General features: G+C 59.9%; 11 protein-coding genes and 1 pseudogene. 3 read left to right on the forward strand and 9 right to left on the reverse strand.

From position 1 onward, the window contains the following. Window positions 1–2: 2 nt before the first annotated feature. Genes ybeY through miaB form a run of 3 tightly spaced genes read right to left on the reverse strand, consistent with a single transcriptional unit; the run spans window position 3 to window position 2,882 of the window. On the reverse strand, window positions 3–476 hold the full coding sequence (gene ybeY, locus CR103_RS01885) for an rRNA maturation RNase YbeY (protein WP_099914278.1): 474 nt from the start codon (window positions 474–476) through the stop codon (window positions 3–5). Next, complete coding sequence (locus CR103_RS01890; RefSeq protein WP_099914279.1) at window positions 460–1,506, reverse strand: PhoH family protein; 1,047 nt, start codon at window positions 1,504–1,506, stop codon at window positions 460–462. The genes ybeY and CR103_RS01890 overlap by 17 nt, the downstream gene beginning before the upstream one ends. Further along, window positions 1,503–2,882: a tRNA (N6-isopentenyl adenosine(37)-C2)-methylthiotransferase MiaB gene (gene miaB / locus CR103_RS01895; RefSeq protein WP_099914280.1), complete on the reverse strand. Its 1,380-nt coding sequence runs from the start codon at window positions 2,880–2,882 to the stop codon at window positions 1,503–1,505. The genes CR103_RS01890 and miaB overlap by 4 nt, the downstream gene beginning before the upstream one ends. A gap of 684 nt (window positions 2,883–3,566) precedes the next feature. Here miaB and CR103_RS01900 point away from each other — a divergent pair. Beyond that, on the forward strand, window positions 3,567–3,908 hold the full coding sequence (locus CR103_RS01900) for a hypothetical protein (protein WP_099914281.1): 342 nt from the start codon (window positions 3,567–3,569) through the stop codon (window positions 3,906–3,908). A gap of 127 nt (window positions 3,909–4,035) precedes the next feature. Here the strand turns inward: CR103_RS01900 and CR103_RS01905 are convergent, their stop codons facing one another. Both CR103_RS01905 and CR103_RS01910 read right to left on the reverse strand, forming a co-directional pair. Further along, window positions 4,036–4,878 (reverse strand): HDOD domain-containing protein, encoded by an 843-nt coding sequence (locus CR103_RS01905; RefSeq protein ID WP_099914282.1) that lies wholly within the window; start codon window positions 4,876–4,878, stop codon window positions 4,036–4,038. Beyond that, entirely contained in the window at window positions 4,875–5,222 is a 348-nt protein-coding gene (locus CR103_RS01910; protein WP_099914336.1) for a hypothetical protein, read from the reverse strand. The genes CR103_RS01905 and CR103_RS01910 overlap by 4 nt, the downstream gene beginning before the upstream one ends. Before the next feature lie 141 nt (window positions 5,223–5,363). On the opposite strand from CR103_RS01910, the gene CR103_RS01915 reads away from it, so the two are divergent. Further along, window positions 5,364–7,013: a sensor histidine kinase gene (locus tag CR103_RS01915; RefSeq protein WP_099914283.1), complete on the forward strand. Its 1,650-nt coding sequence runs from the start codon at window positions 5,364–5,366 to the stop codon at window positions 7,011–7,013. 345 nt (window positions 7,014–7,358) lie between these two features. Here CR103_RS01915 and CR103_RS01920 read toward each other — a convergent pair whose 3' ends face one another. Next, the gene (locus tag CR103_RS01920) at window positions 7,359–7,619 is read right to left on the reverse strand and encodes a PEP-CTERM sorting domain-containing protein (protein ID WP_099914284.1); all 261 of its coding nucleotides are present in this window, start codon (window positions 7,617–7,619) and stop codon (window positions 7,359–7,361) included. Window positions 7,620–8,122: 503 nt separating this feature from the next. Between CR103_RS01920 and CR103_RS01925 the strand changes: the two genes are divergently transcribed. Continuing rightward, on the forward strand, window positions 8,123–10,081 hold the full coding sequence (locus CR103_RS01925) for an AAA family ATPase (protein WP_099914285.1): 1,959 nt from the start codon (window positions 8,123–8,125) through the stop codon (window positions 10,079–10,081). 23 nt (window positions 10,082–10,104) lie between these two features. Here the strand turns inward: CR103_RS01925 and CR103_RS01930 are convergent, their stop codons facing one another. The 3 genes and pseudogenes from CR103_RS01930 to CR103_RS01940 form a co-directional block, all read right to left on the reverse strand. Then, complete coding sequence (locus tag CR103_RS01930) at window positions 10,105–10,584, reverse strand: DUF3828 domain-containing protein (RefSeq protein ID WP_180279243.1); 480 nt, start codon at window positions 10,582–10,584, stop codon at window positions 10,105–10,107. A gap of 22 nt (window positions 10,585–10,606) precedes the next feature. Next, window positions 10,607–10,969, reverse strand: a pseudogene (locus CR103_RS01935) (BPSL0067 family protein). Between the two features lie 186 nt (window positions 10,970–11,155). After that, the gene (locus CR103_RS01940) at window positions 11,156–11,296 is read right to left on the reverse strand and encodes a hypothetical protein (protein WP_229442604.1); all 141 of its coding nucleotides are present in this window, start codon (window positions 11,294–11,296) and stop codon (window positions 11,156–11,158) included. Window positions 11,297–11,523 lie beyond the last annotated feature (227 nt).

The following is an 11,523-nucleotide window of genomic DNA, read 5'->3' on the forward strand; positions in this document are numbered from 1 at the left end:
GGTCAGCTGTGGCTGTCGGCGTACGGATCGGGGTAGCCGAGCGCTTCGAGGACGTCGCGCTCAAAACGCTCCATCTCGTCGGCTTCGTCGTCGTGCTCGTGGTCGTAGCCTTGGGCATGCAGCACGCCGTGCACCACCAGGTGGGCGGCGTGTTCCTCGACGGTTTTTTTCTGTTCGCCGGCCTCGCGTTCGAGGACGTCGGTGCACAGGATGATGTCGGCGCGGGTCGGCTCGTCGGCGGCGATGTCCTCGCCTTCGTTGTAGGCGAAAGTAAGTACATTGGTGGCGTAATCTTTGGCCCGGTAGTCGCGGTTGAGCACGCGCCCTTCGTCGGCGTCGACGAAGCGGATGGTCAGCTCGGCCGGCCCGAGCAGGGCGGCCTGGACCCAGCGCCGCACCTTCTGGCGGGTGATCGATTGCGCGAGGCGGGCATCCGGGTATTGCACCGCCAGCGTGAGTTTATTTTTTGCGGACATTGCGGGCGGCCGGTTTGGGCAGTGCCACCAGCTCCTGGATCGCGGCGGCCGATTCGTAGGCGTCGACGATGCGCGCCACCAGCGGATGGCGCACCACGTCGGCGCTGGAGAACTGGGTGAAGGCGATGCCGCGCACGTCCTTGAGCACGTGGACAGCGTCGATCAGGCCGCTCCTCTGGGTCTTGTGCAGGTCGACCTGGGTGACGTCGCCGGTAACCACGGCCTTGCTGCCGAAGCCGATCCGGGTCAGGAACATTTTCATCTGTTCGGCCGTCGTGTTCTGCGCCTCGTCGAGGATCACGAAAGCGTGATTGAGCGTGCGCCCGCGCATGTAGGCCAGCGGGGCGATCTCGATGACCTGTTTCTCGAACATCTTCTGGGTGCGGTCGAAGCCGAGCAGGTCATACAGCGCATCGTACAACGGACGCAGATAGGGATCGACTTTGGACGCCATGTCGCCGGGCAGGAAGCCGAGCCGCTCGCCCGCCTCCACCGCCGGGCGGGTCAGCACGATGCGCTTGACGGCGTCGCGCTCGAGCGCGTCGACGGCGCAGGCAACGGCGAGATAGGTCTTGCCGGTGCCGGCAGGGCCGACCCCGAAGGCGATGTCATGTTCGAGGATCGCGCGGATGTACTGGATCTGGTGCGGCGTGCGCCCGCGCAGGTCGGCGCGGCGCGTCTTGAGCACCGGCGTAGTCGCCTCGGACATGTCGATTTGCTCGGCGTCCTGCTCGATCGCGGCAATCGTCGGGTTCAGGCCGGAGCGCTGTTCGACCAGCGCCAGCTGCACTTCCTCGATCGGCACGATCTTGTTGGCCACTGCGTAGAAACGTTCGAGAATCTCGACGGCGCGTTCGGCATTGTGGCCGCTGACGATGAATTTTTCGCCGCGGCGGAAAATGGTAACGTCGAGCGCCGCTGAAATCTGGCGCAGGTTCTCGTCGAGCGGGCCGCACAAGTGCGCCAGCCGGGTGTTATCGAGCGGCTCGGGGATGAAGTACGTAGGCTGGAGGGGGGTCTTGGTTTTCAACTGGCTTTGGCAATCAGGTCGGCGCTGGCGACCAACTCGCCGCGCAAGGTGTAATTAAAGCTTTCAGTAATGCGCACGTCGAGCATGGAGCCGATCAGCGACGCACGATCGGGGCCGGCGGCGAAGTTGACGACGCGGTTGTTCTCGGTACGCCCCTGCAGTTCGGCGGCGTCCTTTTTCGACGGCCCTTCGACCAGGATGCGCTGCACGGTGCCGACCATCACCGCGCTGTACTTGCGCGTGTTGGCGTCGATCGCCGCCTGCAGGCGCTGCAATCGCGCCAGCTTGACCTCGTGGGGCGTGTCGTCGTCGAGGCTGGCGGCCGGGGTGCCGGGCCGCTTGCTGAAGATGAAGCTGTAGCTGGTGTCGAAGCCGACGTCGATGATCAGTTTCATCATCGCTTCGAAGTCGGCCTCGGTCTCGCCGGGGAAGCCGACGATGAAGTCGGATGAAATCGACATGTTCGGACGTACCGCACGGATGCGGCGGATGATCGACTTGTACTCGAGCGCCGTATAGCCACGCTTCATCGCGCCCAATACCCGGTCCGAGCCATGCTGGGCCGGCAGGTACAAATGGTCGACCAGCTGCGGAATGGTGGCGTAGGCGTCGATCAGGCGCTGGGTAAATTCCTTCGGATGGCTGGTGACGAAGCGGATCCGCTCGACGCCGGGAATGGCGGCGACGTATTCGAGCAGCAGCGCGAAGTCGGCAGTCTCACTGTCACCCGCACCATCGGCGCCGGCCATCGCGCCGCGGAAGGCGTTGACGTTCTGTCCCAACAGGGTAATTTCGCGTACGCCCTGGGCGGCCAGGCCAGCCACCTCGGCGAGCACGTCATCGAACCTGCGCGATACTTCCTCGCCGCGGGTGTAAGGCACCACGCAGTAACTGCAGTATTTGCTGCAGCCTTCCATGATCGATACGAAGGCCGACGCGCCGTCGGTGCGGGCCGGCGGCAAATGGTCGAATTTTTCGATCTCGGGAAAGCTGATGTCGACCTGGGATTGGCCCGTGTCGCGCCGCGCCCGGATCATCTGCGGCAGCCGGTGCAGCGTCTGCGGGCCGAACACCATGTCGACGTACGGCGCGCGCTTGACGATCGCGTCGCCTTCCTGTGAAGCTACGCAGCCGCCGACACCAATCAAAAGATCGGGATTGGCCAGTTTGAGTTCACGCAGCCGGCCCAGGTCGGAAAATACTTTTTCCTGCGCTTTTTCGCGCACCGAGCAGGTGTTCAACAGGATAACGTCGGCGTCTTCCGGCGTGTCGGTGCGCACCAGGCCGTCAGAGGCGCCCAGCACATCGGCCATTTTGTCGGAGTCGTACTCGTTCATCTGGCAACCGAAGGTCTTGATAAATACTTTTTTCTGCATGAATTGTCTTGCTCTAGCTGTAGCTGTTGCTGGAAGTTATCTCCAGAGGTTTCACTGAAGCTTGTGCTGACGCTGTGATAACGCCGCTTGGCAGTTTACCGTAAACGTCAGCACCGGCGGGAATCCCCTGGGCTGACGCGCGCTGCAACATTTAGCGACGTTAGTTGCAAATCATTAACATATTTGTTCAATTTAATGATCGCAATCTCAATTACGATCTTACTGTGCACAAATTATATGCCCAGTTTCCCCAAAAAACATTTAATGCATTGTTGTCTGAGTGCCAGTTTTTTTGTTAAAAATAAAAGACTTTTGCAGGACTTCTTACGTGCCAACTGAATTCAAGAAAAGTCTTGCGTGCGCCACAAAATATGCCCCTGTGTTGAAATGACGATGTGGCAAGTTTTCCTTGCGATAGCTTGATTATGAACAATATAGACGAGGCTAAGGTCGGATGTACTGATGGCGTATGAGTCTGATAATTTGTTTGATTAGCAAGTGCGTTGTTTGGGACGCGCGTAGCGCAGAGCGCAAACGATCCGGTGACGGGCCATAGCGAATGATTTAAGGCAAATTTCCGTTTTAATCACGCTTTGGCCGTTTTCCGGGAACTTATGTAGACGAAAGATGGTCTTTAACAACGTTCGTAACGGAATTATTACAACCACTCACACGAGGCAAATCATGGCACACCACGCTCTGGCATCACAAGAAAGCTACAATCCGAACCATCTGCTCGACATCCTGCTCGGCAAGATGCAGCTGAAGAACGACGCTGCCCTGTCGCGCATGCTTGAAGTGGCGCCGCCTGTCATCAGCAAGATACGCCACCACCGCTTGCCGGTCGGCGCATCGCTGTTGATCCGCATGCACGAAGTGACCGGCATGAGCATCCGCGACTTGCGCGACCTGATGGGCGACCGTCGGACCAAATATCGCCTGTCGGACGCCCAGGGTCGTCCAAAGGCCGAAGACAAGGCCGCTGCCGAGCCTGCCGCTACGACTACCGGCAATTATGCTCATTGATTGCGTGGGCATGGCGGCGGTCGCTGTCATGCTTTCGTTGACAAGTACAGCGGCCCAGCGTGGCAAGCCGCCGCGCCCGCTGCCTTGCGCGCATCGCACAGCGCGTAAGCCTGCGAAACCCGATGGATCAGCTCATCAGGACAACTGAAATTTCATCGAACTGCAGTTCGGTTTCGCGGAACACATGCAAGTAGGCTTCTTCACTCAGTCCCAGCGCGCTCCATGCGACCGGCGACACTGGTGGCACCAGCTCGTTGTCTTCGCCTGCAACGTCCAACGCGTGGACGACCGCGTTCGCCACGTGGATGATGGTGGCAAGAAAACCGGCGCCGGCCCGTTCCGGCTCATGGTGCCAAGCAATTCCCCGCAACATCGTATCCGAAAAATTCCAGCGTTCCCCCAATGCAACACCAACCATGACGTGGTCGATGCCGAGTACCGCGCGCTCGGCCTTGATCAGTTCGCAATCATGCTCGCCGCGCCAGGCCAGGACGTCGGCGTAGCGCTGCGGATAGGTGCTGACCAGCACCAGACGGCCGATGTCATGCAGCAGGCCGGTGGTGAACGCGTAGTCCTGGTTGAAGCGCATGTGCCGCGCCAACACCCGCGCGCAGGCGGCAGTGGCAATTGAATGGCGCCAAAATGCCTTGTTGTCGAAGCCGGCGCACTGGCCGGCGGAAAAACAGCCAGTGACGGCGGCGGCGGTGATCAGGTTGCGCGTGGTCTCGAAGCCGAGAAAGGTGATGGCCTGCTGGATCGTGGTGACCTTGACCTGCAGGCCGTAGGTCGACGAATTGGCCAGCCGCAACGTCTTGGCGGTGAGCGCCTGGTCGTGTGACACTTTGCGAGCCAGCACCGAAATATCGACGTCTTCCTGGTCAATGCTGGTCAGTAGTTCCATCACGACCGCTGGCAGCGAAGGCAAGTCCTGCAGCCTGGCAATGACGTCGTCGAGACTGAGTGGCATCATTGTTCGATCTCCCGGCCCAGTCGATAGGCTTGCATGAAGTGGTGCAAGGCGGCGCCCGCCGAGTCGGCGTGGTGCCTGGCGTCGTTGTTACGAAACAGATAAGCCAGGCGCTGCTGCAGCATGGCGTAGTCCGGCGCCGCTTCGGCACTGTCGGCGCTGCTGGCAGTATGGCGCAACACCGCCAGCGCTTCGATGCCATGGCGCGGCAACAGTGCGATGATCGGCGCGGTCAGGACTGCACCTTGCGGCAACAGCACCTGGCCCTGCCGGTCCAGTAATACATCGGATAGCACCATGCCCGGCCTGACGTCGGCCAGCGCAAGATGCTGATAAGCTGAATTCATGCCATCCTCCATCTTCCAGTGATGCGATCTTACCACCGGGTGCCCGGCTTTCGACCAACTGTTTTTACGGCCGTCGCCCGCTTGCCAACGCGCATCGCTTGCCTTACATTGGACAACGCGGCATCGCCTTGAAAGGATCGAATGTTCAGTATCCAGAGCCGGCTGAAACTGCTGTTCGTACTGATCGTCACACTGGTGCTGGCGATCTCCGGCAGTTACGCGCAGTATTCGCTCGGCAAGGAACTCGAGAGCAGCCACCAGCGCCTGCGCGAAGGTGTGCTGACGCGCCTGGCGATCAGCCTGCCGCCGGCATTGTGGGACTTCGACAAGGCCAAGGTAGACACCATCATTGAAGCGGAAATGTTGCCGTTGGAAGTGGAGTCGATTCGCGTCTACGACAGCGCCGTCGAGCTGTTCGCCAGCAAGGCGCGCGGCGCCGACGGCCGCCTGGTGGTTCCCAGCGGGCCGCCGCCGCCGGGCGGCCTGCCGGCCCGGCGCGAACTGGTGTTCCGCGACGCCGGCTCGGCCAGCACCAGCATTCGCCCAGTGTCGGTGGGTAAAGTAGTGGTCTACTTCAGCCGCGCACAGATCGACGCCGCGCTCGCTTCCGAACTGTTCCGCAAGCTGCTCGAGGTGCTGCTGCTCGACATCATCCTGGTGATGGCACTGTCGCTGTCGCTGCGGGTAGTGTTCCGCCCGCTGCGGCAGTTGCGCGACGGCCTGTTCGAACTGGCCACGCGCGGCACCGGCGAAGTCGAAGAGTTGCCGGAAGACCGGCGCGACGAACTCGGCGACGTGATCCGCGGCTTCAACCAGATCCAGCGCCGCCTGAAGTCGACCATCGCGCGCATCCGCGAAGCCGAGGACGCCGCGCGCCGTTCGCAGCAACAGAGCGCGCAGGCCATGACCGACTTGCGCCTGACCCAGGAGTCGCTGCTGCAGGCCGAGCGGCTGGCGTCGCTGGGCAGCTTGGTGGCCGGGGTCGCGCATGAAATCAACACCCCGGTCGGCATCGCCCTGACCAGTGCGTCGGTGCTGAAAGACGCCACCGATGACATGCAGGCGGCGCTCGCCGGCGGCGTACTGAAGAAATCGGTGATGCTGCGCTACATTGCCACCGCCGCCGAAAGTTCGCGCCTGATCATGAACAATGCCTACCGCGCAGCGCACCTGATCCACAGCTTCAAGCAGATCGCCGTCGACCAGACCAGCGAGGCGAGGCGCCCGTTCGTATTGATGGAATACGTCGAGGAAATCGTCACCAGCCTGCGGCCGACACTGAAGACGACGCGGATCGCGCTCAAGTTCGACGGCGCCGATGACATTGTGCTCGACAGCTATCCAGGCGCCTTCGCCCAGGTGATAACGAACCTGGTGCTCAATTGCGTCGAGCATGCGTTCGATCCGGAGCAGCCGGGAGAAATCCGGATCCACGCGCGGCTCGACGTCGACGTTGTCGAACTCGAACTGAGCGACAACGGCAAGGGCATCGCGCCCGAACTGCTGGAGCGCATTTTCGAGCCGTTCTTTACTACCCGGCGCGGGCAAGGCGGTACCGGGCTGGGCCTGAACATTGTCTATAACTTGGTGGTAAAACAATTTAATGGGACCATCTCGGTGCGCAGTACGCTCGGCCACGGCACCTGCTTCACGCTGCGGCTTGCGCGTGTCGCCCCGCAAGCGGTGCCCGCAACAGGGGGCGCCGAAAGCGCCGGTGCGGCGTTCCCGGAGCGCATCGCCGCGCGCCCGGCAGTGCGCCAGGCAATGGGCGACGAAGGTCTGCCCGGATGAGCGGCGCCATAACCAGCCACGGACGAGCAGGCAGTACGTTGGCAAACCGTTCTGCGCGCGGCGCCCATGCAGGCGCTAGCGCTTGCGCTGCAACGCCGGCGGAAATCATTTAAACTCAGATTGTCGCCGCTGGGTGAAGGCAAGCAGTCGCGAGTGGCTGCCGGCAATGGCCGGCGCTGGCGCAGGTTCTTGTGCGGACTGGTACAAGTGCCTGCATAGATCTTGCACCCGAGCCGACCGGGGCAGCCACGGGGGTAGCCACAGAGGTAGCCGCAGAGGCAGCCACAGAGGTAGACACGTACGTGACACATATGTGGCTACCTCTGTGGCGACATCGACGCCAGCTCACTTGAACGTTTCGCTGCCGTCGCGGCGGGCCCGAAAGCCGATCAGGCACAGGCCAAGCAGCATCATGGCAAATACCGCCGGTTCGGCCAGGTCCGACGAGACCGGTTGAAGGACCGCGACGCCCTCCGGCGGTGCCGTCAGCGCCGCGTGCGGCGCTGAACTGACGGCGCCGTGCGCGGAAACGATCTCCATTACGCTGGCGCGCGCATGCGCGCCAAGGGCCATTGCCAGCATTGCTGCAAGTGCGAATTTTTTCACGGAGTTTTCCTTCAGTTGTCCCGCAGCCGACCAAAAATCTGAACCACATCCGAATCACAGCATAGCTAGTTTTTAAGCGTGAAGGCGTCCGATTGAACTGGCAAAAAAACAAGGCTGCAACGTATTGAAGAGTCCGATCGTAAAGACACTATCCAGGTTTAAAGATGTGAAAAATCGCAATGGAACACGTCATGCCGGCGCCGGTTTTATCGAGTCAATAAACTTATTTATCAGGGCGATAACGGGTTCATTACCGCTTTCATCGCACTTGTTGCGACGCACGAAGTTTTACACTTATTTATTTGCATGACGGTTTTTTTTGGGGGTATAGTCTCCACATACTTATTGCCCCAAAGCACTAAAACGATATCAAACGGTCACCCTCGGTCGTAATGGCATCGAAATGCCGCTGCCTGCGCCGTACCCCACTTCGTCGGCTGTCCAAGACTGTTTGCACATTGCGCCTCGCGCATTAATCGATCAAAAAGTACAAAGAGTAATCTATGCCTAATCTTGCAAAACTTCAAATCGCCTTCAAGAACGTGTACGTGCGCATCTCCGCCGCGCTGCTGGTCGCGCTGACGGCTTGGCTGGTGCTTTCCAGCGGCGACGTGGCCCAGGACACGAGCCCATTGGTACTGTCGCAAAATATTTCCGAAATTACCGCACTGGCTGCGCGCAAGCATCAACTCGACTACCTGCTGGTGGCCAAACCGTTGTCCGAGTCGCCGCGCTATATCTTCAAGTTCAAGGGCGCCCCCGAACTGCACGTGGTCAAAGTGCCGAGCACCTCGCACCTGAGCCTTGAGCGCGAAGTGCTGCTCAAAAACGCCATTCCGTATTCGATCGCCAAAGACGATTTCCTTGCTTCGCACAAAGCGGTGCTGCTCGATGAAGGCGAAAACAGCGCGACCGCCGAGGCAACTGCATTCCTGAAGCGTCATGCGTTCGAAATCCTGATTATTTTCTTCATCATCTATGCGCTCAAGTTCGGCATTCCGGGAATGGGCATGAACGCTTCCGTCATCACGCCCGACAAGCTCAAAGGCAGCATGGACGACCTGATCGGCATGGACGACATCAAGCAGGAAGTGCTGCACCTCGAGGACATGATCCGCAACCGCGCCGAGTACAAATCGCACAACATCGACAAGCCGTTTAACGTGATGCTGACGGGCCCGGCCGGCACCGGCAAGACCAAGCTGGTCGGCTACCTAGCCAAGAAACTGGATGTGCCGCTGATCCAGGCTTCCGGCTCGGCGCTGGAATCGGGTTTCGTCGGCGGCGGATCGAAGGCGCTCAACGCCTTGTACCGCAAGGCATGCGCGCGCGGCAGCTGCATCATCTTTCTCGACGAAGCGCAGACGCTGTTCATGCCGCGCGGCCGCGGCGAAAAGAAGTGGGAAGACGATACCGCCAACACCTTGCTCGGCCTCATGGACGGGGTCAAAAGCGACAAGGGCGCCGGCGTGATCTGGGTGGTTGCATCGAACTTCGACGACGCGTCGTCGGAGATGGATGAAGCGATGCTGCGCCGCTTTTCGGTGAAAATCAATTTCCGCCTGCCGAACAAGAGCGAACGCGGCGAGTTGCTGAAAAGTTTCCTGTCGCGCAAAAAAGAAGGCCTGGTCGACTGGAATGACCTCGACCTTGGCCAGGTCGCCGAGATGACCGCCAACCTCAGCCCGGCGCTGCTGGAAACCGTGGTTGAACGCGCCAGCATGATTTCAATCCAGGAAAAGAAGATCATCAATACCGACCTGATGTTCCGCGCCTTCGAGCGCGCCACGCTCGGCCTGACCGACCGCGCCACGACGGCCGAAAAGCACAAGCAGCGTGAACGGGTGGCGCTGCACGAGCTCGGCCACTTCTTCATGCAGATCGATCCGTACCTGCGCCAGGGGATGACGTTGGCCGAGGTAAAGGAAAAGTCGCACCTGCTCAAGATCAGCACCGAGTCGGTGTCGAAAATCGGCGCCTTGGGTTATGTGCTGCAGTCGGGCGATGACGTGTCGCTGCGCACCCTCGAAGAGCTCGAGCGGGACGTGATCCAGTTGTACGGCGGCGTCGCCGCCGAGGAGCTGTTCTACGGCGCCCGCGGCATTTCGGTCGGCAGCCAGAACGATATCGAGAAGGCGACCAAGATGCTCAACCTGATGGTCAACCGCCTGTCGATGTATTCGCGCTCGAAGATCGATTACTCCCAGCTCGGCCACGACACCAACGGCGAGCGCTCGATCCGCCAGGTGGAAGAAAAATCCGATGAGCTCTACAGCTACACGCTGGGCGCGATCCGCGACTACAAGGCCGTCATCGAATCGATCAAGGACACCTTGCTCGACCAGTACGTACTGTCGAAGGACGCCGTGTTCGCGCTGCTCGAAGAGCGGCGCGACCTGATGCTGTCGCACGTCGTTTTGCCGCATTTGAAACTGTGCGGCGACGGGGCGGCGTCCGTTTAAATCCAGGAACGGTGCCCCCGACACTACTTAGTTCCGCTGACGATACGCTTGATCGAATCGTCCTCATGGACGATATCGTCAATCTTCCAACACCCCTTTTCCTTGCGCAACACGATGCGTGCACTACGCGGTTCGGGCGGGCCCGTCGCTTCAATCGAAAAGCGCACCGAATAGATGACTTCGGCACGAGTTCCGCTGCGCATCGATTGGCGAAACGATTTGGGCCGTCGGGCATATCCTTCTTGCGAATTGGTCCAAAGATCGCCTCCGCAAATACCGCAAATTTCGTCATTCGCTGTCGCGCGCGCATGGTCCCGCCGAATCGATGCGAGTAAATCGGCCGTGATGAAACGGCCGGAATCGGCGGCCGCGAGTTGCGGTATGTTTTTCGACACCCAGCGCGTGACGGCGACGGGGGAATCGCTGGCGCATGCCGACGCTGCGGCAGCGTCGGCGGCGAGCATGTTCAGGGCGAATACTAAAATTAAAGCAGCGTTGGTCAATCTACTCGTCCTTTCGCGGCAGCTATTCCACGACATAGTAATTGCTCCCATCGTTCACTGCGCGCGGCGCGGCTCGAAAGTAGATAGTGCGTTCGCTGACGGGCTGGCCAACCCATTGGTCGGTTACCTAAATTCCAACTGCGGTCTGGCCAAGATAAATCGCAACGTGGGAAGTACCATCGACTTTGTTGGCATAGCTGTTGTTCTTGTCGAAGGTTGCAATCGCCGTACCAATCGCGATTCCGACCGTTCCTTTGACGAGAGCGCCTTTTCGCCACACGCCAGTGTGTGGCATTGATGTTGCTTGGCGCGCGTATGCAACGCAATGTCCGTTTCCGACAGAGCTTCCTTTGAATTTTTCGGGATCAAGTGCGACATAAGCCATGAGCCATCTCCTGTGATAAAGAGTGGAGTTGCCGCCGTATGAACTTGATGTTCTGACGCGACTTGAAAAGCGTAGTCGCCTTCGCGGTAAAGTGCTTGATACTGATCAATATTTAGTTGCTTAAATTCAATAAACTTGTGCTTGACGGCTTGACGGCTTGACGGCTTGACGGTGAAGCGGCCTGATTTACGGCGCCGTCGCCAGCATCAACAGCGCCTTGCGCACCGACGCGCGCACCGCCAAAAACTCCTCGCGCCGCTTGTTATTGTCGAGCCTGAATAGCATCAATCCTTCCATCTGCGCCACCATCAGGATCGCGCGCTGCATGTATTCGCTGTCCGGAAGGCGCTGTCAACTTGCTGAACCGGGGAAGCAAGTTGTAGAGCCCGGGGCGAAATTGCCTCTGGGCGGGTAACAAGTGTCGCGAATTACGCGTTCTTCGCTACATCGGTGACCTCATTCCAAAGAGAAAATGCCTGAGTGCGGACGTGCCGGTACTGCTCCGCTGACAGGCGGTTGCGCTGACACCGGAAAGCATTGTTGATCTGACCGTG

This window comes from Massilia psychrophila (genome assembly GCF_002760665.1).
GTDB lineage: Bacteria > Pseudomonadota > Gammaproteobacteria > Burkholderiales > Burkholderiaceae_D > JAFCUW01.

Coding starts and splice junctions, on each gene's coding strand:
- CR103_RS01900 (WP_099914281.1), top strand. CDS start 3,567: ATGGCACACCACGCTCTGGCATCACAAGAAAGCTACAATCCGAACCAT.
- miaB (WP_099914280.1), bottom strand. CDS start 2,882: ATGCAGAAAAAAGTATTTATCAAGACCTTCGGTTGCCAGATGAACGAG.
- CR103_RS01940 (WP_229442604.1), bottom strand. CDS start 11,296: ATGCAGCGCGCGATCCTGATGGTGGCGCAGATGGAAGGATTGATGCTA.
- CR103_RS01925 (WP_099914285.1), top strand. CDS start 8,123: ATGCCTAATCTTGCAAAACTTCAAATCGCCTTCAAGAACGTGTACGTG.
- CR103_RS01915 (WP_099914283.1), top strand. CDS start 5,364: ATGTTCAGTATCCAGAGCCGGCTGAAACTGCTGTTCGTACTGATCGTC.
- CR103_RS01910 (WP_099914336.1), bottom strand. CDS start 5,222: ATGAATTCAGCTTATCAGCATCTTGCGCTGGCCGACGTCAGGCCGGGC.
- CR103_RS01905 (WP_099914282.1), bottom strand. CDS start 4,878: ATGATGCCACTCAGTCTCGACGACGTCATTGCCAGGCTGCAGGACTTG.
- ybeY (WP_099914278.1), bottom strand. CDS start 476: ATGTCCGCAAAAAATAAACTCACGCTGGCGGTGCAATACCCGGATGCC.